Consider the following 24,832-nt stretch of genomic DNA (forward strand, 5'->3'; position numbering starts at 1 on the left):
TAATTGTGCATTATAACAAAATCCTTCTTCATAAGATTTAAATATTAATTTTGTTGAAATCCATTACAGAAATTATAACCTTTTAACAATTTTATAAAGCAGATAATTTCCTCTGTTATATAAAATATAGGGCCATATAAATATGACCCTATATTAAAATGCAGTTACGACTTTACTATGCAGTTAAATTATACTATTACTCGAAGTACACAGAACCTAATCTATGATGTCCTGCTGGATGTTGTACAAAACCTTTTACATTACTTCTTAGTCCTTCAACGTTTTCACCGTTGTTTAAGAATATCCATGGAGCATCATCTCTAACAATTTCTTGAACTTCTAAATATGCTTTTTCTCTTTCTGCTTGGTCTGTACTCCTTCTTGCTTTATCTAACAATTCGTCAATTTTAGCATTACCATAGAATGTTCTGTTACCAGCATCTCCAAATTGTGAGGAGTGGAACAGAGGATATAGACCATAGTCAGGATCTCCTGTTACAGTAACCCATCCAAGGATAAACATGTCATGTTCACCTTTAGCTGTACCATCTAGATAAGCACCCCATTCAACTACCTTTACTTCAGCTTCAATATTGATTGCTTTTAATTGGTTTTGAACAATTTCAGCTATATCCATTCTTACTTTACTATCGTTTGTCCAAATAGATGTTTTAAATCCATTTTCAAGACCTGCTTCTTTCATTAGCTCTTTAGCTTTTTCTACATTGTATTCGTATGGCACTAATTTTTGGTTTGAAGCCCAAACGTTTGGTCCTAATGGTCCGTTAGCTAGCTCTCCAACACCTTGCATTACAGCTTCGATAATTGAATCAACATCTACAGCATGGTTAATAGCTTGACGTACTCTCACATCATCAAAAGGTTTCTTTTGAACGTTAAATCCAATATATGTTGTTGATAAGTTTTCTTGTCTCATCAATACCAAATCTTTATCTTCTTCTATTCTTTTAACATCAGTTGGTAAAACATCATATATAATATCAACTTCACCAGTTTCAAGGTTAATAGTTCTGTTTGTTGCTTCTGATATACTTCTAAATTTAACCTTTTCAACCTTAGCTTTTTCGCCATGATATCCTTCAAATTTTGCTAGATTAATTTCATCACCATTTACCCAGCTTTCAAACTTAAATGGACCTGTTCCAACTGGTTTTTGTCCATAGTCATTTCCACCATCTGTTACAGCTTTTTCATTTAAAATACTTGAAGCTGTATGGGCCAAGTGAGAAAGTAGTGGCGCAAATGGTTCTGTAGTAGCAATTCTAATTGTATAATCATCTACTATTTCAATCCCATCTTTATTAATTGCTCCTACAATATGTCCAACATGTGGAGACTCTAAAGCTCTTAATAATGTAAATTTAACGTCACTTGCTTTGAACTCTTCACCGTTATGGAATTTAACACCTTGCTTTAATTTAAATTCAAATGTTAAATCATCAATCTTTTCCCAAGATTCTGCAAGGCCTGGTTGTAGCTCCATATTCTCATCTTGTACTACTAATGTGTCGTAAATTTGCTTAATAACCCTTGAAGATGCATTATCATTAGTGCCGTGTGGGTCTAGTGTTTTAGCATCTGAATTTTGAGCTACTACTAATGTGTCTTTTACAGATCCAGTATCCTTTGGTTGGTCTGTATCTGGATTGTCAGTTGTAGTAGTTTTTCCACATCCTACAACAATTAATGCAAATGCAAGAATCATGCTTAACAGCATTAATAATTTTTTGTTCTTTTTCATTGTTTTTCCCCCTTATATTAATATATTTATTTTGCCAAAGGGCAAAAATTGTAACTAAGTAATTGTGCTCAAACTCTGAACTTATCTACATATTATGTTTATTTATAATGATATATTACCGAAAAAACGGCAGATACATTAGGTAAATACTTTACTGTTATGATCCTTAATTATAATTGCTATTTAAGATTCCAATCTGCAATTTTGCAAATTATATTTTCGTTTCATTTAAAATTTTTAATTATGAGAATAGTCTTTTTTGTATTTCCTCTATTATATACCTGCATAAGTAAATATTGCAATAATAATTATTTTTTATTACATTTTGTTAATATTTGTCCTCTTTTTTAATATTTTTGTTACATTTTTGTAATAAATTAAAATAAAATAAAAATAGATAAGCCCCTTAACCATTATCGACGGTTAAGGGGCTTAATATCATTTTTTTACTACTTCGCAGGCTTTAAGTTTCCTGTAAAGTGGCATGCTACAAATGTTTCATTACCTATATCTTTTAATTCTGGTGTTTCTTGCTTACAGATATCTTGTCTATACATACATCTTCCGTAGAAACGACAACCTGCCGGTGGATTAACTGGGCTTGGTACGTCTCCTTCTAGTAATATTCTTTCTTTCTTTATATCAATTTGCGGAACTGGAATAGCTGAAAGTAGAGCTTGTGTGTATGGATGCTGTGGTGATTTAAATATTGATTTGTAATCTGAAAGCTCAACAATTTTTCCTAAATACATAACGGCAATTCTGTCACTTACGTGTTTAACAACACTTAGGTCATGAGAAATGAATAAATAGGTTAGCCCCATTTCTTTTTGCAAGTCATCCATCAAGTTTAATATTTGCGCCTGAATAGATACGTCTAGTGCTGATACTGGCTCATCCTGTACAATAAACTTTGGATTTAGAGCTAAGGCTCTTGCTATACCTATTCTCTGTCTTCTTCCACCATCTAGTTCGTGAGGATAGACATTTGTAAGTCTTTCTGCCAAACCTACGGTATCCATTAGTTCTTTTACTCTTTTTTGCATATCAACTTTAGATTTAAATACTTTATTTACTACTAATGGCTCTGCAATAATATCTGATAAGCTCATTCTTGGGTTTAAAGATGCAAATGGATCTTGGAAAACTATTTGCATTTCTTGTCTCATTTGTCTCATTTGCTGTTTGTTAAATTGAAGAATATCTTTACCTTCAAATATTATTTCTCCATCTGTTGCTTCTAATAGTCTTAATACTACCCTACCTGTAGTAGACTTACCACAGCCAGATTCTCCTACTAGTCCTAATGTTTCTCCCTTATTTATATAAAAGTTTACATCGTCCACTGCGTGGAGTAATCCTTTTTTAGTATTAAAATATTTTTTAAGATTTCTAGCTTCTATTAGTCTTTCTGCCATTTTTTTCACCTCCTAGGTTAGTACTTTATTTTTCATATAATAAACAGTTAACGTAATGTCCTGGCTCTACTTCTGTCTTCTTAGGTATCCTTTTACTACATTCTGCTGTTGCCTTTGGACATCTTGGATGGAAAGGACAACCAGTTGGTAGATTCGTTGGATCTGGCATTAATCCCTTAATTGGCTTTAATCTATCTTCGTCTTCTTCGATGTTTGGTATTGAATTAAATAGTCCTAATGTGTAAGGATGTTTTGGGTTTGTAAATAACTTTCTTTTATCTGTATATTCTACTACTTTTCCTGCATACATAATAGCTACCTTATCGCATACATCTGCAACTATTCCTAGGTCATGGGTAATCATAATCATAGATGTTTTAAATTCTTCTTTAAGCTTTTTCATAAGTTCAAGTACCTGTGCTTGAATAGTTACGTCTAGTGCTGTTGTAGGCTCATCTGCAATAAGTAGAGTTGGGTTACAGGCAAGTGCTATCGCAATAACTACCCTCTGTCTCATACCACCACTAAATTGATGTGGATAATCCTTTGCTCTTTCTCCCGGAATTCCTACTGTTTCAAGCATTTCTTGAGCCTTTGCCCATGCTTGTTTTGCATTAACCTTTTGGTGGAGTTTTATAACTTCTCCAATTTGATCTCCAACTGTCATTACTGGGTTTAATGAAGTCATAGGATCTTGGAAAATCATTGATATTTTATTACCTCTAACTTTTCTAAGTTCTTGTTGGTTTTTCTTTAAAAGGTCTTCACCTTCAAATAATATTTCTCCACTAACAATTTTACCCGGAGGGTCTGGAACAAGTTGCATGATTCCTAGAGCTGTTGTTGTTTTACCAGCTCCTGTCTCTCCTACTAATCCTAGAGTCTCACCTTTTCCAACTTCTAAACTCATATCTTCTACGGCACGGACTGTTCCATCCTCCGCTATATAATGAATAGCTAGGTCTTTTATTTCTAATAAATTATTTTTACTCATTCTCTTTCTCACTCCTATCCTTTTGAGATTAGTTCTTTAGTCTAGGATCAAGTGCATCTCTTAATCCGTCACCTAGAAGGTTTAGAGCAAATATAGTAATCATAATTGCAAGGCCTGGAAATGTAGCTACATGCCAATGATCTCTAAGGTATTCACGACCACTAGATAGCATTGCTCCCCACTCTGGTGTTGGTGGCTGAATTCCTAAACCTATAAAGCTTAGTCCAGCTGCTGATAAAATTGCTCCTGCAACTCCTAATGTTGCTTGTACAATAATTGGCGCCATTGAGTTTGGCAGAATATGCTTTGTAATAATTCTAAAATCACTTGCTCCAACGGCTCTCGCCGCTTCAATAAACTCCTGATCCCTAATAGATAATACAGAAGCTCTAACTATACGAGCATAGGATGGAATTGATCCAATACCTACGGCAATCATTACGTTTTTAAGTCCTGGTCCTAGAGCTGCTACAATTGATATAGCAAGTAGGATTCCAGGAATAGCAAGTAAAATATCCATTACCCTCATAACAAAGTTGTCTAATTTTCCACCATAATATCCTGCTATAGCTCCAAAAGCTCCTCCTATTATGGCAGAAATACCTACGGCTATAAATCCAACTTGAAGAGAAATTCTTGAACCATAAATAATACGACTAAAAATATCTCTACCAAAGTTATCTGCTCCTAGTAAATACTTACCCCCTGGAGCTTGTAGCTTATCCTTTAAATTCTGATCGTCAAAACCGTATGGTGCAATAAAATCTGCAAAGATTGCCGCAAAGATTAAAAGTAAAATAATAAAAAGACCCACCATAGCCATTTTATTTTTCTTTAGTCTTGTCCACACATCTATCCAAGGACCTCTTCTTTTTTTCTTAGCAACTGATTGTTTACCTTGTTCATCTATATCTTTAATAGCTACTTTTGTACTAGCCATATATTTACCTCCTTTTCCAATTAACTTTGTAAACCTTTATTATATGAATGTTTATTTATACTGAGACTTAATTCTTGGATCTACAAAGGCATATAAAATATCTACAAGTAGGTTGATAACACTAAAAGTAATAGCGATAAATAATACTCCACCTTGTACAACTGGGAAGTCTCTAGATTTAATAGAGTCTACCATTAAACGTCCTACTCCTGGAATAGAGAAAATAGATTCCGTTAATACGGCTCCACCTAAAAGTCCTCCAAATTGAAGTCCGATAACTGTAATAATTGGAATAAGTGCATTTTTAAGGGCATGTCGATTTATTACAATGGATTCTGTCTGACCTTTAGCTCTTGCTGTTCTAATATAATCTTGACGCACTACTTCAAGCATACTAGATCTAGTCATACGAGTAATAATAGCTGCAGAGCTTGTTCCTATAGTAATTGCAGGTAATACCATGTGCTTTAGGCTAGTAAAGCCAGATGATGGAAACCATTTTAAATGTACAGAGAAAAATAGAATCATCATAAGTCCTTGCCAGAAGTTTGGCATAGAAACTCCGATTAAAGCTGCAACCATACTAACTGAATCAAATATAGAATATTGTTTTGTAGCCGAAATAATTCCTGTAGGAATACCTAAAAGAACAGCAACTATAACCCCTGCGGCAGCTAATTTTAAAGTAGCTGGAAATCTATCTGTAATTTCACCTACTACAGGTCGTTTTGTTACATAGGATCTACCTATATCTTGATTAACTACTGCATTTTTAACATATCTACCATATTGAACAAGGAAAGGATCATCTAGCCCCATTTCCTCTCTTAATCTTTCAACGTCTGCTTTAGGTGCTGTCTCACCAAGCATAATTTTTGCAGGATCTCCAGGTGTAAAATACATCAGGGTAAATACTATAAAGGATACACCTAACATAACAGGGATTAACATAATAAGTCTTCGTAATATATACTTATGCATTTAAAATCCTCCTTTCTAAATTTTCAAGCTATTATAAAGCATGTTTTAGAATATTTTTTATAGTATATAAATATAGGAGTATAGGGTCATTTCAACTATGACCCTATAAACATATAATTAATTACAATTAATTTATTCGAAGTACACAGAACCTAATCTATGGTGTCCTGCCGGATGCTGTACAAAGCCTTTTACGTTACTTCTTAGACCCTCAACGTTTTCACCGTTGTTTAAGAATATCCATGGAGCGTCATTTCTAACAATTTCTTGAACTTCTAAATATGCTTTTTCTCTTTCTGCTTGGTCCGTACTCTTTCTTGCTTTATCTAACAATTCGTCAACTTTAGCATTAGCATAGAATGTTCTGTTACCAGCATCTCCAAATTGTGAAGAGTGGAACAGAGGATATATACCGTAGTCAGGATCTCCTGTTACTGCTGTCCATCCAAGGATAAACATGTCATGCTCACCTTTAGCTGTACCATCTATATAAGCACCCCATTCAACTACTTTTACTTCAGCTTCAATATTGATTTCTTTTAATTGGTTTTGAACAATTTCAGCTATATCCATTCTTGATTTGTTATCGTTTGTCCAAATAGATGTTTTAAATCCATTTTCAAGACCTGCTTCTTTCATTAGCTCTTTAGCTTTTTCTACATTGTATTCATATGGAACTAATTTTTGGTTTGAAGCCCAAACGTTTGGTCCTAATGGTCCATTAGCTAGCTCTCCAACACCTTGCATTACAGCTTCGATAATTGAATCAACATCTACAGCATGGTTAATAGCTTGACGTACTCTCACATCATCAAAAGGTTTCTTTTGAACGTTAAATCCAATATATGTTGTTGATAAGTTTTCTTGTCTCATTAATACTAAGTCTTTATCTTCTTCTATTCTTTTAACATCAGTTGGTAAAACATCATATACAATATCAACTTCACCAGTTTCAAGGTTAATAGTTCTATTTGTTGCTTCTGATATACTTCTAAATTTAACCTTTTCAACCTTAGCTTTTTCGCCATGATATTCCTCAAATTTTACTAGACTAATCTCATCACCGTTTACCCAGTTTTCAAACTTAAATGGACCTGTTCCAACTGGTTCTTGACCATAGTCATCGCCAGCATCTGTTACAGCTTTTTCATTTAAAATACTTGAACCTGGATGAGCTAAGTGAGCAAGTAGTGGCGCAAATGGTTCTGTAGTAGCAATTCTAATTGTATAATCATCTACTATTTCAATTCCATCTTTATTAATTGCTCCTACAATATGTCCAACATGTGGCGATTCTAAAGCTCTTAAGAATGTAAATTTAACATCACTTGCTTTAAGCTCTTCACCGTTATGGAATTTAACACCTTGCTTTAATTTAAATTCGAATGTTAAATCATCAATCTTTTCCCAAGATTCTGCAAGACCTGGTTGTAACTCCATATTTTCATCTTGTTCTACTAATGTTTCGTTAATTTGCTTAGTAACCCTTGAAGATGCATTATCATTAGTGCCATGTGGGTCTAATGTTTTAGCATCTGAATTTTGAGCTACTACTAATGTGTCTTTTACTCCTCCGTTAGCACCACCAGTAGCGCCGTCACCTGAGTTTCCACATCCAACAGCTACTAATGCTAGTACAATTATCATGCTTAATAATGCAAGCATTTTTTTGCTTTTAATCATTTTTACTCCTCCTTAGATGTTATAATTTTTTGCTTTAGGTAAAAAGTAGTAGTGCTTCGTCTAATTGCAATTGTAGAAAAGTAAATTGCAAATGACATCATATTTGAATTTTTTAGATTAAAAACATTATATAATCTCTCTAACGCTTATTGCAAGGGTAATTGTCGAATTTTAAAATATCTTAATATTTGAAAATCACCATCTTTGTGACTTTATTAACCAACCATATATATGTGTATTTGCCAATGCTTAAAGGTACCTTAATTTAAATTTGATTTTTAGATTTTTTCTTGTTTTTTAAAAAATTTTTAACTTTTCTTAACAAAGTTGACCAAGGTCTGAATTGTTTAAATATTTTATATTTATATATAAAAAAAATAATACCTTGCAATAGGATACGAGGTATTATTTAAGTATATCTATATTTAATTCTAAAATTATAACAACATAAAATTCTAAGACTTATTATTTTTTTGCTCTTGGTGGCATAACAGTAGCAATTCCGTCTAATACAACTATATCGTCCTGATTTGTACAAGTAGTTTTTAACTTCACTCTATTTTTCTCATTATTTATTTCTATAATTTCTACTGTCGCCTTAACAGTATCTCCAATTCTAACAGGAGCTAAAAACTTAAGCTCTTGACCTAGATAAATAGTTCCTGGTCCTGGCAAATACATTCCAAGAACTGCTGATATAAGCCCTGCACTTAACATTCCATGTGCAATTCGCCCTTTAAACATACTGATTTCTGCTTCTTTTTGATTAATGTGAGCTGGATTTAAATCTCCAGTAATTCCTGCATATAAGTATACATCTGTTTCAGTAATTGTCTTTTCAAAGTATGCAGTATCCCCAATATTTAATTCCTCAATTATTTTCCCTCTCATTACACCCCAACTCCTATTCAGTAATATTTTTAATTCTACTATTTTATAATATAACCAAATATTTCTTTATGCAAGAAAACAAGGAGGTGCTATTCCTCCTTATTTTCATTAAAAATTTTCTCTATTATTTCATCCAAAGATTTAAAAGAAAAGCTACTAATAGAAAAGATCCTACAGTTCCTACAACGTAGGGAAATAAAACTTGGAAAAATGCTATAATAAATGCTAAAATATCAGTCCAGTCAAATTCTATTTTTTCATTTTGACCATTTTCCCAATATTCTGTCGGGTCCTGCTGCGATTGTTTCTTTAACATTTCTACCCCTCCGTTACACTAGTTTTAGATTAATGCAAATTATAGCAAATGACAAGCTACAAAATGTTCCGTAGCTACCTCTCTAAACTCAGGAACCTCTTCTTTACATCTTTCCATTGCATGGGGACATCTAGTATGGAATCTACACCCACTTGGTGGATTTGCAGGGCTAGGTATATCACCTTTTAAAATAATTCTATTCCTCTTCATCGTTGGATCTGCAATAGGAATAGCAGATAATAGCGCCTGTGTATATGGATGTAGTGGCTGCTTATATAGTTCGTCTTTTGGTGCTAATTCCACTAAGCTACCTAAGTACATTACACCAATTCTGTCACTGATGTGTTTTACAACACTAAGGTCATGAGAAATGAATAAATATGTTAGCCCCATATCTTCCTGAAGATCCATCAGTAAGTTTATAACCTGTGATTGTATAGAAACGTCAAGCGCAGAGACTGGTTCATCGCACACTATAAATTCTGGATTTAGTGCTAATGCCCTCGCTATACCAATACGCTGTCTTTGGCCCCCACTAAATTCATGTGGATATCTTCTTATATGATAGGGTGCCAAACCACATTTTTCTATAATTTCACTAACCCTATCGTTTACTTCCTTCCCCTTTTTAGCTAATCCATGTTCGACTAAAGCTTCTCCTACAATTTGAGCAACGGTCAAACGTGGGTTTAAGGAGCTATATGGATCTTGGAATACGATCTGCATTTTAGTACGAAGTTTAATTAATTCCTCTTTTGGAAGACTGAAAATTTCACTTCCTTTATAGTAAACTTCACCATCAGTTTTTTCTAGGAGTTTTAGGAGTGTACGACCAGTTGTCGACTTACCACAGCCTGACTCACCTACAATACCTAAAGTCTCTCCCTTTTTAATGGTGAAGGATATGTCTTCAACAGCACGAACATGACCAACTGTTCGTTTTAAAAACCCACCTTTTATCGGAAAATACTTTTTTAAATTTTTAACTACGACTAAGTCCATATTTTCCTTTATTAGTTCTGCCATCTATTCCACCTCTCCTTCATTATCATATAACCAGCAACGAACTTTACGCCCTGTGTCTATAGACTTTAATTCTGGAACTTTACTTTGGCATATTTCCATTGCATGACTACATCTTGGATGGAATGAACACCCTTCTGGCATAGCTAAAGGATTTGGTACACTACCTGGTATTACATCTAATCTCTTTGCTCCACCTTCTAAGCTTGGTTTTGATTTCATTAGTCCAACTGTATAAGGATGTTTTGGCTTCTTAAATAAATCTACTACTTCAGCTTCTTCTACTACTCTTCCAGCATACATGACTATAACATGATCTGCCATTTCTGCCACAACTCCTAAGTCATGGGTTATTAACATTATCGCAGTGTTTAGCTTCTCTTTTAATTCTTTCATTAACTCTATAATCTGAGCTTGAATAGTAACGTCTAAAGCAGTGGTTGGCTCATCAGCAATTAAAAGTTTTGGATTACATGACAATGCCATGGCTATCATTGCTCTTTGCCTCATACCACCACTAAATTGATGGGGATAATCATCCACAACTTCTTCTGCTCTTGGTATACCAACAATTTTTAACATTTCAATGCACTTTTCACGTGCGGCTTTTTTATCCATATTTTGATGAAGCATTATAGCTTCCATGATTTGACTTCCAATTGTAAATACAGGGTTTAATGAAGTCATTGGCTCTTGAAAAATCATTGCAATATCATTTCCCCTAATTCTTCGCATTTCTGATTCTGATAATTCTACTATATTTTTATCATCAAATATAATTTCTCCATCAACAATTTTTCCTGGAGGTGTTGGGATAAGTCTCATAATAGACATTGAAGTAATACTTTTTCCACATCCTGACTCTCCAACTATTCCTAAAGTTTGACCTGGCTTTAAATTGAAATCAACACCATTTACAGCTGGTACAACTCCGTCCTCTGTATAAAAGTGGGTCTTTAAGTTTTTTACTTCCAATAAATTTTTCATATCTACACCTCCTACCTATTGTTTTAGTCTTGGATCTAGTGCATCTCTTAATCCATCCCCTAGTAAATTCAAGCTCATAACGGTTACAAATATTGCAAGTCCTGGTGGTATCCATTGCCACCAACGATATTTAAGTACATATTGACTTTTAGCATCGGTTAACATATTACCCCAAGATGGTATTGGCGGAGCTACACCTAGACCTAAGAAACTTAGGGAGGATTCCGTTAATATAGCTCCTGCAATTCCTATAGTAGCAGAAACTATTACAGATGCCATAGTATTTGGCAGAAGATGAGCTACAATTTTTCTAAAATCGCTAATACCAAGTGCTGTAGCAGCTTCCATAAATTCTCTTTCTCTTAAAGACAGAATTTCTGCCCTTACTATTCTGGCAATACCTGGCCAACCTAAAACACCTATTACGAGCATAATATTATAAATACTCGGCTTAAGCATAGCAACAATCGTAATAGCTATAGGCAAAAATGGCAAACAAGCAAAAACGTCTGCAACTCTCATAATTACATTATCTACACTTTTGCCATAGTATCCAGCTATACCTCCTAATAAAACACCCAGAACTATCCTTATTCCTGTTGAAACAAATCCTACAGTTAGGGAGATTCTACCACCATATAATAATCTTGTGAAAATATCTCGTCCTAGTGAATCTGTACCTAAAAGATGTTCGCTACCAGGTTTTGCATTTGAATTAACAAGATTAACAGCATCACGTCCATAGGGAGTTAAAAATGGTGCAAATATAGCTGCAATAGCCATTATTGTTATTACTATTAGTCCTAACATAGCTAATTTATTTCTCCTAAGTCGTTTCCACATTATTTTCCACGGGCCTATTACAGTACTTTCTGTAGCTAAGTTTTTTCCTTTATTAATATCTATTTTTTGTTTTTTTTCACTTATCATATATATTTTCCCCCCTTCTTAATCTACTCTTATTCTAGGGTCTACAAATGCATAGGATATGTCTGCTACTAGGTTGCCAAATAAAGTAAAAATAGCTAAAAACATATTTATCCCCATCATTAGTGGATAGTCCCTTTGCAGTACTGCCTGATGTTGAAGTTTACCTATACCAGGAAGTACGAATACCATTTCAGTCATTAATGCGCCTGAAAATAGGGTAGGTAGAGAAAATCCTAGAAGTGTAATTACAGGTATTAAAGCATTTCTTAAAGCATGTTTATATATTACAACCTTTTCCCTTAAGCCCTTAGCTCTTGCTGTACGTACATAATCTTGTCTAATTACTTCTAGCATACTAGATCTTGTATATCTCATAAAACTTCCTGCACCACTTAAACTAAGAACTACCAAAGGCAATATACTATGTTTAAGTATGTCCGGAAAGTTTGTCCTAAATGATAGTGGCATACCAGGAGTCACTAAACCCGATATAGGAAACCATCGAATATCAATAGCAAACCATTTAATTAAAAGTAATGCAAAGAAAAATGTTGGGATAGATATTCCAATTAAGGCAAATACAGTACCACCATAATCAAAGATTGAATACTGTTTTGTTGCCGAAATTACTCCAATAGGTACAGCTATTATTAAACTTATTATTAATGATACAAAAGAAATATAAAATGTTGCCCACATTCTTTCGCCTATTAGCTTTGCAACAGGCTGTTTTAATTGAATTGAATTACCAAAGTTCCCTTTTAGCATATTACTAATGTAATCTATATATTGTTCTGGTCCAGATTTGTTGAGTCCATAGGCTTCTTCTAATCTTTGAAGTTGCTCTACAGTCATGTTTGGATCTGAATAAAATGATGCTAGGGGAGACCCTGGAGCTAACTGAAATATAGAAAAAAGCAGAATACTAACTCCAATCAAGATTGGAATTTGCTGTAGTAATCTTCTTACAATAAACTTACCCATATATAATCCTCCTTCTGTAAGGTTTAGTAAGTACATATAGCCTAGAGAACTAGGCTATATGTATATAGAATTGATTAGAAACTCTAATTATTGAACAATTTCGATTAAATGAGAATTTGTTGACCATTGAGTGAACTCTGTAGGATTAAAGTTTTTAACTCTCTTGTTTACTAACCATGGGTTCATTCTTACATAAACGAATATATATGGTAGTTCTTCGTTAAATTCTTTAGCAAGCTCTAAGTAAATATCTTTACGCTTTGCTTCATCAAATTCAGTTTGACCTTTAACCATTAATTCTTCAATTTTATCATTTTGGAAATATCCTTTGTTGTTTCCTGGAGGTAATGTAGTCTTACTGAAAGTAGAATACATATCTGGGTCTGCAGTTAATCCCCAAGCCGCATTAGTAATATCCCACTTCCCTTTATTACCTGGATCACTTGTTAACTCCGATAAAGAGTTAAAGTCCATTAAAACGATTTCACAATCTACACCGATTTGCTTCCAGTTTTCTGCCGCTAGAGCACTAACCTTTGTAGACCATTCTGCCTCATTGTAAGATGTCCATTTAAATGCTAATTTCTTTCCATCTTTGTATCTAAATCCATCGTTACCCATTGTCCAGCCAGCTTGATCTAATAATTCGCCAGCTTTTTCTGGATTATATTTATATTCGTTTAATTGGCTTAGGTCTGGATATGCCCAGGATACTGGTGAAATTGGAGTATGGGCAACTTGACCACCCAAGTCACCAAAGAAGGACTGAACAAATCCATGTCTATCTAGTCCATAAACAAGGGCTTGCCTAACTAATTTGTCTTGGAAAATTGGGTTTGTAAAGTTAAATGCAGCATATGCATAGCCGTTATTCCAGTTGTTAATTAATTCTGAATGTTTATAACCTTCTATAACCTCGTAGTTTTCCTTAGCGTTTTCAAAGTTTACAGCATCTACAGAACCGACTTCAAACTCTGCTAATTCGTTTTCGTTAGCAACTACTTTCCATATAATACCATCAAGTTTTGGAGCACCTTGCCAGTAATCTTTGTTAGGCTCTAACTCCACATATTGCTCAACTTCATATTTCTTTAATTTAAATGCTCCATTTCCTAATGGATCACGGTCTAAAGCTGCCATTTCCTCTGCATTTGCTTTTTCATAATAGTGTTTTGGTACTGGGTAAAAATTTGCTATTTGTCTTAATGTAACTGACATAGCTTTTTCTACAATAACTTCAACTGTATATTTATCTAATGCCTTTATACCTTCTGCAACTTCTGCTTTTCCATCTTTTACATCCTTAGCACCAACTATACTTTGTATTCCTGCGATATATAGTTTACCTTTATAATCTGGTGCTAATATTGTGTTATAGCTGAATACAACATCATCAGCAGTTACTTCAGTTCCGTCATGCCATTTTATACCTTCTCGTAAATGGAAAGTATAAACTAATCCATCATCAGATACTTTATATTCCTTAGCTAAAGCACCATCTGTAGTTAAAGCTCCACTTGGCTCAACTTGTAGTAATGGATCAAATATTAATTCGTATATGTATCGATCATATGTCGTACTAGATGTAAGTGGGTTAAATATACCCTGCGGGCTTGTTCCACCTACTGTTAACACATTACCTCTTTCAGCACCTGGATAAACTGCACCTGGTTCTTCTGTCACTTCATTTCCTGGGCCCGGTTCAACCGCAGCCGGTTCCTTAGGTGTACAACCTATAAGGAATGTAGATACTACCATTGCGAAAATCAATAATAATACAACACTTTTTTTCAACATTTTGTTTCCCCCTTAAATATTTTTATTAGTTTAAAATTATAGTAAATATTTTTAAGCATACCCCCTTTCAAGTTATAATTTAATTTTAAAAGTCGTAGATGTTATAAATATTTATATTTTTTGTATAGCTATATATGTATTTTGTTCTTCTTGCCAGTTATAAAATAGCTTGATTATACTGCATATAGTGGTTCAAATTTATTATTATTTGTTATTAGTTTAAAAATATTCATCGATTCTTAATAATAGTAATCCTTATTTTATTACATTTTATTAATAATTTCAATAATTTTTATTAACATTTGTAATAATTTTCAGTATTCAGATAATGGATCTTAGTTTTATAGCTTTAATCTACTATCTGTTGATTTTAAGTTTATTACTTCCTTTGAAATAACATAAGGACTATATGTAAAAGTTGTTAATATGATAAATACTGTTAGAAACATAATTGTCAATTTTAAATAGTTCTTTGTCTGAGTCTCTTTATTAAATATCCAAGTTACAAACAAAGAAAATAATAGAATTAATAGAATAACTATATATTGGGAGTTATAAAAAGATAGTAGTTTAGGATAAATAATAGAGTATCTATAGTCATAAAAATTATTAAATCCCTTCATAAATACAATGTAAGTGACTAATGACACAAATAATAAGTAACTGGTCTTATTAAATTTCTTTGAAAAATAATGTAATATAGTTATGATTAAAATAATCAATAGTAAAACAATACTTAAATAGACTATCATAGGTAAGGTAGAAAAAATATTATTAGCTAACATATAACCCAAGGAAATTGACGTAACATTAACATCTTGCATAAGCAGTCCTGTAATTTCACTTATATTATGCTTAGTTTGCATGATTAAAACAGTAATGAAAAACGACATCAATAAATATGTAGTTATAATCGGTTTAGAATTTAACCATAATCCTAGTTTATTTTGTTTAGATTTATTTGATATATAGCATTTTAAAAGCACTAATACAGCTCCAATAGGAATTAACCACCATGTAGCCATAAAAATATAAGCTACTTCTAAAAGTAAATGTTTATTCCCATAATATTCAATATAGTTATTGATTAAAATACCGACTTCTTTGATCTTAGATAGATTAATATTGCTAACAGTATTTAAAGTTGTACCAATATTTTCATTATTATTATAAGTAAGTATTGAAGCTACAATGCCAGAATTTCTAAATAAGATATGTTCTCCATCCACATAACTATCATCTAACTCATGTGAAATTTCTAATTGATTACTAATATTATCAAATTGATTTAATACCTTCTTCCCTACTAATCTATTAACCCTTGGATTTAAAAATGTAGCAATTTTTAATATACTCTCTTCTGGTGCAGATACATTATCTAAATAAATTATTTCAGTTTTCTCTGGTGGAACTAGAAGATCTCTTAAATACTCCATAATCCCTACAGATCCAATGTGTTTACCATTAAACCCTGCAAATACAATGGTAGAATCTATCTTTTCATCTTTAGCTGCAAGTACACGGGCTAGTTCAAGCATTAAAGAGGTAGATGTAGCATTATCCGACGCTCCTAGATATTGTTCCTTTTTGCAATTCATTCCTAAGCCATCTATAGAGGTTGCTATTATAATATAATTACCATTAGGATAACTAGACCCTGGTATAAATCCATAAATATTATTAGATAAGACTGTATTAAAAGAAATCGGCACATGTATATCAAGCTTATATCCTTCATTTGTATAAGAGATTAATTTCTCATACGTCCCATCATTTACACCAATTTTAATAAATCCTTTAGTTGGAAGCCATTTGTTTTTATATCCTAAGTTAATATTTGGTTCTTTAATGGGATGAGTTTCTGGATAAATAATTACGCTAGTTTTTCCTATATAGTATAATCTGTCATCTACTTCTTCTTGACTAAGTCCTAGCTTTTTTATGCTATCATCTTCATAGTTAATAAGAATAGCTTTATCTTTAAATTTATCACTAGATTCAATAAGTTCTTTAGGATTAATAACATGTGTTATATTTCCTTTAAAGCTCCCTCCCATACTCATATTATCTAATCTAATTGTAAAGTCTTTCCTTTCTTCATATGAATCAACTATATCTCCATTGTTATTAATTACGTTAAACCTTGGTGATCCAATCCATTCAAAACTAACTGTTTCAAATTCTTTTTTATATCCTTCTTCAATAAAACTATGTAATCCAATGGATTTAAAGTGATTTTCTATATACTCCACGGTTTTTTCATTACCTTTAGTACCAATTAATCTTCCTTCGTATTTTGCTGAGGTCAATATATCTATATGGGATTTAATATTAACTTCCTCAATATTTGCTTTTATTGGCTGCCCAATAGCATAGCCAGTTGTAAAGACTAAAACAAATAATAAGAGAAAAATTAATTTTAAATATACATTTTTCAAATTTGTTACCTCCTAGATATTTTGTACTATTTAGAATTTTATACTATATTCTATATATTCTGTAATTATCCTGCTAATATTTTCTAAATCTTTCTAAATTTTATATATACTTCTCAATCTATAGATATGCGTATTAACTTAACCTATTCTTAAAATATAATCCAAGCCTTTATTTAAACACGTTTTACAAAATATCTATTTAATAAGATTTATACTTTTCTATGGGTTATAAAACTAGAAGGATTACAATCTATTTATAAAAAATAATGATATAATAGAATACACCGAATATTAACAGGAGGAGCATTTCATACTATGGATATTAAATTGATTAAAGAAACAATAAAAAGCAAGAAACCTGTTATTCTAGATATTATGTATGAATCTGCAGTTATTGTTCCAATAATTAAAGTGGATGGAGACTATCATATTCTTTTCCAAGTTCGATCCTTTTCGCTTAATACCCAACCAGGTGAAATATGTTTTCCAGGAGGTAGATTAGAAGATAATGAAGATGCATTTAGTTGCGCTATACGGGAAACATCTGAAGAACTAAATATTTCTAAAGACAATATTGAAATTTTAGGTGAGCTAGACTACTTAGTAACTCCATTTAATATGGCTATATATTCATTTTGTGGAATTCTTAATGATGTTCAATTTAATTCTATTGAATATAACAAAGATGAAGTTTCTTCTATATTTTCTGTACCTATAAAGGAGTTGTTAAAACAAGAGCCTCAAGTAAGTAACATGACAATCCACACTGAGCCCATAGACAATTTTCCATTCCAGTTAGTGCAAAATGGAAAAGCATATGATTGGAAGTCAGGTATATACCCAGTTTATTTTTATAAGTACAAAGATCATATCATATGGGGAATTACTGCTAAAATATTAAAAGGTTTTTTAGATACATTTAAATAACACTCGTCGGATGCTACGCAAAAAAGAAGAACCTATTAGTCTCCAACTATAGGTTCTTCTTCTGTATTTGTCTCAAAATAGTCAACTATCTTCTGTATACTATTGTTTTTTGAAGTAAAGTAATAGCCTTCTATATAAATAAACTTATCTTTTATTAACCCATAAATAGGTTCACTTGATGCAGGATAAAAGTTTACTGTGGCAACTAAATTTTCCGCAGAGGAATGTTCATAATTATCTATGGCGCTATGTGCAAATATATCCTCTACTACTTTATTGATCTTTTCTCCAGTACTTATTTTGCCTATAATCTGATTGTCAAGATTTTTAACTTCAATACTAGTAGACTTGTCCAATAGATCTCTTAATTGTGTTAATGTAAAACTATCCCGTTTTTGCATTTCTCCATTAACAATTGAATCTGCTAGACCTACATCCTCTTCTTCTAATGAATTATTATCCCCTTGTTTCTCTGTACATCCTGTCATCATAATAACTATAACACTAATTATAATTATCAATACAAGTAAGTGGTTTCTTATTAATTTCAAAGCTATCACCTTCTTAATTAAATTTAAGCTTAATAATCTTATTTCTATTATTGCATTTATTTTAAAATCTATAATTCAATAATATGTTTTTAAAAATATTTATATTGTACTTTTATTAATCCAACTACTACCTTGAAGTTTGTTATTAACTTTGAGTCTAGCCAAAGTATTTTTAACATTAGCCACTAATAATTTTTTCGTAATTTACTTTCACTCCATCATCTAAATTTATATTTTTTATTTTATCAATAATTGACTCTTTATGTCTATGCATATATATTAAAAATTTAGAGTCTGCTTCTTTTTTACAATCTAACATCCAGTAAATTGGCCTTTTTTGATATATCTTTACATGATCTAAAAAGAAGTCCTTAAGAAAGTAACGTCTTAATTTTTCATTTGCAGTTTCATTTGTTTCTCCATATAAAACTGTAGCAACATAATTTAAGTTTTCCTCTAATGTCTCTTCTCCAAAGGTGATTTTTACAAACTCAATAAATCTACTTACTATATCATTTTTAGAAGATTTGTTCTCCGTAATAGGGATCATATTATCTGTTACAATATTAATAGAAGATTTTTTCCATCCACTCTTAGTATTTACTCTCCAAGCCCCATCTTGAAATTTAAATTTATACTTAAAATTTCCACCAGCATAAATAAGACCTTCCTCATCTAGAGAATATCTGCCAAACATGCAACCTACTCCATATGAAATAAAGGATTTAATATCTCTTTCTTCCTTAGCTCTTTTAATTGTTATATTTTCATATTCAACTTCAGGAGTAAGCTCTTCCTGTATTCCATAAATATTAATAAATATACTATTTAACTTTTCTTCATTTTGCTTTAATCTATTAAATTGATATTCTGTAAAATCTGCCCAATTCTTATAAGCTTCCTTAATCGTTTTAGCTTTTAACTTATAATGTAATATCGGATGTTTTTTAAAATCCCATGAGATTTCAAAGGAATCCCAGTCATTTTTTGAAATATTAATATTTTCAATAACTAAATTATCAATATCTCCATATATATTATTATCTACTGGTTCAATTATTGGTATGTTTTTTATATCTCCAACTTGTATATTAAGACTAGGGTTTAAGAACTTCATATAATGATTTGATAATTTAGAAGCAACCAAGCCTAAAATGTAATAAAGCTTGCTTTTTTCAACAAATATCATAGATCCAGCAACATCAAAAATAAAGCCCTTTGGTGAAAGCCTAGGTCCAATATCCTTTCCAATAAAGGTATAGGTTATTCCTTCTTTGAAATAAAATTCTTCGTTTTTTATTGTTCTAGTATAATTGCCGTATAAATTTTCCGCGTACTCCTTAATTTCATAACCATTATTTTCCCAGTTTATAACAAAACAATTATTGCCATACCATTTTCTATATCCTCCACCTTTATTATATGGGACCCATTTATAATTTAGGATATTAGAACTTGTATTAGAAAACCATATTTTCTCCATATTTACCTCATACCAATATCTTAAAAACCTATTATTATCTGAAGTAGCCATACCCTGTCTAGGTTTCCCTATTTCATTTAATTTTTTGCCATTTTCAAGGGTCTTAATCGTATTTTCTCCAATCCAGAATGCTATTTTACAACCTGGTATTCTTTTGAAAATATTTTGATCTATAATAAACTTATTCTCACTGTTCTTTAGCACTTTACCTTCTACTTTTCTATCTCGCTCTCCTTCTCTATCAACTAATTTAATAAATGTAGATTCAGTCCCTACATTACATTTTCTAATTACAAAAGTACTAATAGATACTGATGCATCTTTAAATCCATCATCCTCTAATTGAATCAAGCTTAGTAACTGATAGTTGTTAATTATATCCTTTCTTAAATTCTCATAGGATGAAATAAATTGCCATACATTTGGAGTCATGAAACCAGCAAGGCCATTATCCTTTGTAAAATTCATATTCCTCATCATGAATACGGAAAATAAATCATATTTATAGTCCCAATAGTGCTCTTCCACAAATCTTTTCAGTATATTATTAAATTTCCTTAGTCCACTGTAAGGGGGATTTGCCACAACTACATCATACTTCTGGCTCATAATCTTTCCCTGCTTAATCAAAAGAGGTAATTTCTCTAATATAATTTGTCTGTGTTGAAACTGAAATAGATCTGATGCGGGTAACCTCCTAATTTTTTCGATTTTCATTTCTAAGGACCCAAAGTCAATAGGTTTTATATTAAGTAATGCTCCATACTCTTTGGCATCTTGAAAAGTATTAACTAAATACTCCACAGCCTCCCTAGAAACTTGACTTTCTAAATTAGATACCTCTGCGTTTATAAAAAAATCTATTGTCTCTTTAGAAATTTCGTTACTTTCTTGAATAGTTGCCAAGTTTAACCTCGGTTGATATTTAAAAATATTTTCATTTTTACTTCTTGCTTTCATTAAAAGTGCAAATGCTGCTAATTTTCCGACTCTGTCATCTATATCTAGTCCATAAAGATTTTTCTCCAATATAAGTATTGGAATTTCTTCTTTTGAATAACCTAAACTGGAGTAAATATCATAAAAAACATCAAAGGCATGTACTAAAATATGTCCGCTCCCCATTGCAGGATCAAGCACCATTATTTTTTCAGGATCTAGGTCTGAACTTATACATTTTTTTAAGAATTCATCATTTCTTAGATTAACATCTACATCTTCTATAAAGTACTCCCATTTTTTTCTTAACACTTCATTTGGATACGATTCTAGCCAGAGTTTTCCTAGGGAATTTTCTACCATGTATTTAACAATCCATTTTGGTGTAAATATTTGTGTAGCAACAGGAATATTTTGTTTTGTTAGCTTTTTCTTTTTAAGATCTGAAAACACCTCTTCTTTGCTTATTGAAAAGTAGTATTGATGAAGCCATCCTATTATTTCTATACCACAGTCACCTTTTTCTACTTCTAGTTTCTGTCCGCCACAACCTGATCCAATACTCCAATAGAATTCTTCTATATCTTGTAACACATCTATAATAATAGTGGATTTGTAAAAAATATTATCAGGGAATAATAACTCAATATAATCCTCAATCTTTTCAAAAATTGTAGGCATTTGTTCTGCTAACTCATTACATATATTAATGAAAGCATATTTATCAAACTCATCCTTTTTAAAATTAAAGGATATATAATCATTTACTTCCATAAACCTAATAGCTACTAATCGAATAAACCAAATATATGCAACATCCTCAATCAATTGTTCAAACCCATTTTCTTTAATTTTATTAATCAAGTTGCTCCTTTGTTTTATTTCATATTTTTTAAAAGTTTTACTATCTTTTCCGCCTTTTACTTTAAAGCCATCTTCTAGATATTCAATATCTAATATACAATTCTTTGTAATGCCAAGATCATAGATTCTTGCAATAATGCCTTCAGTCAATTTATGTCTTGCCTTAATGGCAAAATTTTTAATTGCTGTTTTATCCATCTATATTTCTCCTTATTACTTATATATTTTAATATATATTTCTTCCATACCATGGGGCAATCCTTTCTGATATAATAATTATAAAATTCTACAAACTTAGCTTAAATCCTTTTTTATCTTCGGTTATTGCCCGTAATATTGATAATGTGCTAAAATTAACTTAATCTATGCTAATATTGGAGGCGAAATTATGGAGATATTTAAAATTGCATTAGATCTTGTAAATAGTCTTTCTCTAATGTTTGTTATAACCTTTCTATTATCAAAAACTAATTCATTTAAAAATTTAGTTTTAAATAAACAAAATACTTTTTATAATAAAATATTTTTAACTATAATATTTGGACTTTTTGGTATTTTTGGTACCTACTATGGGTTTCCCATAGATGGTGCTATTGCCAATTCTAGAGCAATAGGGGTTGTAGTAGCAGGATTATTGGGTGGTCCATTTGTAGGTATTGGCTCTGGACTTATTTCAGGTATCCATAGATGGGCTATCGATATTGGAGGGTTTACAGCCCTTGCATGTATGTTATCTACTATTTGCGAAGGTATAATTGGAAGTATTGCATATAAGTACAAAAATAAAGTAAAAAGAAAGTGGCTACTAGGATTTTATATTACTGTATTAGCAGAAATACTACAGATGATCATTGTAATCTGTGTGGCTAAACCCTATGCTTTAGCCATTAAGCTAGTAGGAAAAATAATTATGCCTATGACATTAGTAAACTCTGTAGGTGTTGCATTGTTTATCATACTTTTGGAAAACATTTATAAGGAACAACAAAGGGAAGCTGCGGCCCAATCAGAATTAGCTCTAAAAATTGCAGACAAAACACTACCAATATTAAGAAATGGTATTAACAGAGAAACTGCTTTAGCCACTTGCAATATAATACATTCAATAGCGAAGGTAGATGCAGTAGCAATTACCGAAGGCTCTGAAATTCTTGCCCACGTTGGCATTGGTTCAGACCATCACTTACCTGGGGAAATGATAAAGACATCCGTTACTAAAACAGTACTTGAGACTGAAAAATCTATTATTGTAGACAATCATAACAAAATTGGATGTCAAAATAAATCCTGTAAACTTAACTCTGTTATCATTGTCCCTTTATTTAAAAAAGATCGAGTTATAGGAGTATTAAAAATATATAAAACTAAAGAAAATGGCATTTCAGATGTAGATGTACAATTAGCTGAAGGATTAGCTAAACTTTTTTCAACTCAAATTGAACTTGCAGAGATAGATTATAATGCTCAGCTTTTATCTAAAGCCGAGCTGAAAGCGTTGCAAGCTCAAATTAATCCCCATTTTCTTTTTAATGCATTAAACACTATAGTATCTATGTGTAGAATAAATCCTGAAATTGCCAGAAAGCTATTAATAAATCTAGGTAATTTCTTGAGAGAAAGCTTTAAAGAAAACAATGATATAGTTGATATAAATAATGAAATAAAACATGTGGAAGCCTATTTAGAAATTGAACAGGCAAGGTTTGGAGATAAATTAAAAGTAGTCTATGATATAAATACTGATAACTTTCAAATTCCCCACCTAATACTGCAACCATTAGTAGAAAATGCTGTTAAGCACGGTATATACCCTAAAAAAGAAGGTGGAACAATTGCTATAGCTATAAGGGATTATGGAGATTGCTATAATATAAAAATTGAAGACAATGGTGTTGGATTTGATCAGCCCTTTGAAAAACCTACTAATCATGGAATAGGAATAAACAATATAGATAAGAGGCTTAAATCTATATATGGGAGTGATTATGGACTGAAAATTGAAAGCAAGAAAAGCTTAGGCACTAAAGTTTTAGTTAATATTCCAAAAAGGAGTGCTTAATATTGAATATAAGAGCTGTAATAATTGATGATGAATATTTATCAATTGAAGAACTAACATTTTTACTATCTAAAATCCATTATATAGATATTGTCGGAAAGGCTGATTGTGGGATTGAAGGACTAGATCTTGTAAAAAAACTAAGGCCAGATTTAGTTTTTGTTGATGTAAGGATGCCTGATATTGATGGGATTCAACTTAGCAAAGAAATTAATAAACTAAATATTGAATGTAAAATTATTTTTACTACCGCCTATGACCAATATGCGATAGAAGCCTTTGATGTAGATGCCATTGATTATATATTAAAGCCCTACGAAGAAGAAAGAGTTTTAAAGGCAGTTTCTAAGGTAAGATATATAATAGAAAACAATTATACAAATAATAATAAAGTATCAACAAACAATATTTCTCTTAATAAACTTCCTGTGCTAAAGGATGATAAGCTACTTTTAATAGATGTAGAGGACATTCTTCTAATATATACAGAGGATCGAAATATATTTATAAAAACAAATAAAGAGACATTTTCCTCTAGCAGTTCTCTACAAGAACTAGAAGAAAAACTTAACGAAAAAGGTTTTTTTAGAACCCATAGGAGTTATTTAGTTAATCTTAATAAGATAAGAGAAATTTCACCATGGTTCAATGGCTCCTATGTAGCAATTGTAGAAGGAATTAATGATGAAATACCAATAAGTAGAAATCAAGTGAAACTATTTAAACAAATATTAGGAATTTAATACTAGCCTTTCGACGCAAAAAACGGGTCTTTTAGATCTGTTTTTTGTTATTTGGTGCTTTTTTTGACTTTTTGAGAATAAAGAATTATAAGATAATTAATGGAATATTAATAAATTAAGGA

19 protein-coding genes are annotated in these 24,832 nt (G+C 31.6%); 3 read left to right on the top strand and 16 right to left on the bottom strand.

Features of this window, described 5'->3' with window-relative positions; all coding sequences use genetic code 11:
* Nucleotides 1–196 precede the first annotated feature (196 nt).
* The 14 genes from HYG84_RS14585 to HYG84_RS14650 all read right to left on the bottom strand — a co-directional run bounded on the left by HYG84_RS14585 (nucleotide 197) and on the right by HYG84_RS14650 (nucleotide 17,144).
* Nucleotides 197–1,762, bottom strand: a complete 1,566-nt coding sequence (locus HYG84_RS14585) for a glutathione ABC transporter substrate-binding protein (RefSeq protein WP_212378456.1) — start codon at nucleotides 1,760–1,762, stop codon at nucleotides 197–199.
* A 449-nt stretch (nucleotides 1,763–2,211) separates the two neighbouring features.
* Nucleotides 2,212–3,180: an ABC transporter ATP-binding protein gene (locus HYG84_RS14590; protein WP_212378458.1), complete on the bottom strand. Its 969-nt coding sequence runs from the start codon at nucleotides 3,178–3,180 to the stop codon at nucleotides 2,212–2,214.
* Between the two features lie 25 nt (nucleotides 3,181–3,205).
* Nucleotides 3,206–4,174, bottom strand: a complete 969-nt coding sequence (locus tag HYG84_RS14595; protein WP_212378450.1) for an ABC transporter ATP-binding protein — start codon at nucleotides 4,172–4,174, stop codon at nucleotides 3,206–3,208.
* A 28-nt stretch (nucleotides 4,175–4,202) separates the two neighbouring features.
* Nucleotides 4,203–5,114: a nickel transporter permease gene (gene nikC / locus HYG84_RS14600; protein ID WP_212378459.1), complete on the bottom strand. Its 912-nt coding sequence runs from the start codon at nucleotides 5,112–5,114 to the stop codon at nucleotides 4,203–4,205.
* A 51-nt stretch (nucleotides 5,115–5,165) separates the two neighbouring features.
* A complete protein-coding gene (nikB, locus tag HYG84_RS14605) occupies nucleotides 5,166–6,095 on the bottom strand; it encodes a nickel ABC transporter permease (RefSeq protein WP_212378462.1) in 930 nt (309 codons plus the stop codon).
* Between the two features lie 132 nt (nucleotides 6,096–6,227).
* Entirely contained in the window at nucleotides 6,228–7,778 is a 1,551-nt protein-coding gene (locus HYG84_RS14610) for a glutathione ABC transporter substrate-binding protein (RefSeq protein ID WP_212378463.1), read from the bottom strand.
* Nucleotides 7,779–8,243: 465 nt separating this feature from the next.
* Nucleotides 8,244–8,669: a MaoC family dehydratase gene (locus tag HYG84_RS14615; RefSeq protein ID WP_212378465.1), complete on the bottom strand. Its 426-nt coding sequence runs from the start codon at nucleotides 8,667–8,669 to the stop codon at nucleotides 8,244–8,246.
* Nucleotides 8,670–8,793: 124 nt separating this feature from the next.
* On the bottom strand, nucleotides 8,794–8,985 hold the full coding sequence (locus HYG84_RS14620; protein ID WP_212378467.1) for a hypothetical protein: 192 nt from the start codon (nucleotides 8,983–8,985) through the stop codon (nucleotides 8,794–8,796).
* Nucleotides 8,986–9,024: 39 nt separating this feature from the next.
* Entirely contained in the window at nucleotides 9,025–10,011 is a 987-nt protein-coding gene (locus HYG84_RS14625; protein ID WP_212378469.1) for an ABC transporter ATP-binding protein, read from the bottom strand.
* A complete protein-coding gene (locus HYG84_RS14630) occupies nucleotides 10,012–10,995 on the bottom strand; it encodes an ABC transporter ATP-binding protein (RefSeq protein WP_212378471.1) in 984 nt (327 codons plus the stop codon).
* 15 nt (nucleotides 10,996–11,010) lie between these two features.
* Complete coding sequence (gene opp4C / locus HYG84_RS14635) at nucleotides 11,011–11,925, bottom strand: oligopeptide ABC transporter permease (RefSeq protein ID WP_212378473.1); 915 nt, start codon at nucleotides 11,923–11,925, stop codon at nucleotides 11,011–11,013.
* A gap of 18 nt (nucleotides 11,926–11,943) precedes the next feature.
* A complete protein-coding gene (locus HYG84_RS14640) occupies nucleotides 11,944–12,909 on the bottom strand; it encodes an ABC transporter permease (protein WP_212378475.1) in 966 nt (321 codons plus the stop codon).
* 87 nt (nucleotides 12,910–12,996) lie between these two features.
* Nucleotides 12,997–14,706, bottom strand: coding sequence for an ABC transporter substrate-binding protein (locus HYG84_RS14645; protein ID WP_249168642.1), 1,710 nt, complete (start codon nucleotides 14,704–14,706; stop codon nucleotides 12,997–12,999).
* A gap of 341 nt (nucleotides 14,707–15,047) precedes the next feature.
* Nucleotides 15,048–17,144 carry a M28 family metallopeptidase gene (locus HYG84_RS14650; RefSeq protein ID WP_212378477.1) on the bottom strand — a complete coding sequence of 699 codons (2,097 nt, stop codon included), beginning with the start codon at nucleotides 17,142–17,144 and terminating at the stop codon, nucleotides 15,048–15,050.
* A 315-nt stretch (nucleotides 17,145–17,459) separates the two neighbouring features.
* On the opposite strand from HYG84_RS14650, the gene HYG84_RS14655 reads away from it, so the two are divergent.
* Nucleotides 17,460–18,071 carry an NUDIX hydrolase gene (locus HYG84_RS14655; RefSeq protein WP_212378479.1) on the top strand — a complete coding sequence of 204 codons (612 nt, stop codon included), beginning with the start codon at nucleotides 17,460–17,462 and terminating at the stop codon, nucleotides 18,069–18,071.
* Nucleotides 18,072–18,106: 35 nt separating this feature from the next.
* Here HYG84_RS14655 and HYG84_RS14660 read toward each other — a convergent pair whose 3' ends face one another.
* Complete coding sequence (locus HYG84_RS14660; protein WP_212378481.1) at nucleotides 18,107–18,622, bottom strand: hypothetical protein; 516 nt, start codon at nucleotides 18,620–18,622, stop codon at nucleotides 18,107–18,109.
* Nucleotides 18,623–18,800: 178 nt separating this feature from the next.
* Nucleotides 18,801–22,106 carry a BREX-1 system adenine-specific DNA-methyltransferase PglX gene (gene pglX, locus HYG84_RS14665; protein ID WP_212378483.1) on the bottom strand — a complete coding sequence of 1,102 codons (3,306 nt, stop codon included), beginning with the start codon at nucleotides 22,104–22,106 and terminating at the stop codon, nucleotides 18,801–18,803.
* Between the two features lie 190 nt (nucleotides 22,107–22,296).
* Between pglX and HYG84_RS14670 the strand changes: the two genes are divergently transcribed.
* Both HYG84_RS14670 and HYG84_RS14675 read left to right on the top strand, forming a co-directional pair.
* On the top strand, nucleotides 22,297–23,967 hold the full coding sequence (locus tag HYG84_RS14670) for a sensor histidine kinase (protein ID WP_212378485.1): 1,671 nt from the start codon (nucleotides 22,297–22,299) through the stop codon (nucleotides 23,965–23,967).
* A 2-nt stretch (nucleotides 23,968–23,969) separates the two neighbouring features.
* On the top strand, nucleotides 23,970–24,710 hold the full coding sequence (locus HYG84_RS14675; RefSeq protein ID WP_212378488.1) for a LytR/AlgR family response regulator transcription factor: 741 nt from the start codon (nucleotides 23,970–23,972) through the stop codon (nucleotides 24,708–24,710).
* The last annotated feature ends 122 nt before the right edge of the window (nucleotides 24,711–24,832 follow it).

This window comes from Alkaliphilus sp. B6464 (assembly GCF_018141165.1).
GTDB lineage: Bacteria > Bacillota > Clostridia > Peptostreptococcales > Natronincolaceae > Alkaliphilus_B.

Coding starts and splice junctions, on each gene's coding strand:
- HYG84_RS14585 (WP_212378456.1), bottom strand. CDS start 1,762: ATGAAAAAGAACAAAAAATTATTAATGCTGTTAAGCATGATTCTTGCA.
- HYG84_RS14590 (WP_212378458.1), bottom strand. CDS start 3,180: ATGGCAGAAAGACTAATAGAAGCTAGAAATCTTAAAAAATATTTTAAT.
- HYG84_RS14595 (WP_212378450.1), bottom strand. CDS start 4,174: ATGAGTAAAAATAATTTATTAGAAATAAAAGACCTAGCTATTCATTAT.
- nikC (WP_212378459.1), bottom strand. CDS start 5,114: ATGGCTAGTACAAAAGTAGCTATTAAAGATATAGATGAACAAGGTAAA.
- nikB (WP_212378462.1), bottom strand. CDS start 6,095: ATGCATAAGTATATATTACGAAGACTTATTATGTTAATCCCTGTTATG.
- HYG84_RS14610 (WP_212378463.1), bottom strand. CDS start 7,778: ATGATTAAAAGCAAAAAAATGCTTGCATTATTAAGCATGATAATTGTA.
- HYG84_RS14615 (WP_212378465.1), bottom strand. CDS start 8,669: ATGAGAGGGAAAATAATTGAGGAATTAAATATTGGGGATACTGCATAC.
- HYG84_RS14620 (WP_212378467.1), bottom strand. CDS start 8,985: ATGTTAAAGAAACAATCGCAGCAGGACCCGACAGAATATTGGGAAAAT.
- HYG84_RS14625 (WP_212378469.1), bottom strand. CDS start 10,011: ATGGCAGAACTAATAAAGGAAAATATGGACTTAGTCGTAGTTAAAAAT.
- HYG84_RS14630 (WP_212378471.1), bottom strand. CDS start 10,995: ATGAAAAATTTATTGGAAGTAAAAAACTTAAAGACCCACTTTTATACA.
- opp4C (WP_212378473.1), bottom strand. CDS start 11,925: ATGATAAGTGAAAAAAAACAAAAAATAGATATTAATAAAGGAAAAAAC.
- HYG84_RS14640 (WP_212378475.1), bottom strand. CDS start 12,909: ATGGGTAAGTTTATTGTAAGAAGATTACTACAGCAAATTCCAATCTTG.
- HYG84_RS14645 (WP_249168642.1), bottom strand. CDS start 14,706: ATGTTGAAAAAAAGTGTTGTATTATTATTGATTTTCGCAATGGTAGTA.
- HYG84_RS14655 (WP_212378479.1), top strand. CDS start 17,460: ATGGATATTAAATTGATTAAAGAAACAATAAAAAGCAAGAAACCTGTT.
- pglX (WP_212378483.1), bottom strand. CDS start 22,106: ATGGATAAAACAGCAATTAAAAATTTTGCCATTAAGGCAAGACATAAA.
- HYG84_RS14670 (WP_212378485.1), top strand. CDS start 22,297: ATGGAGATATTTAAAATTGCATTAGATCTTGTAAATAGTCTTTCTCTA.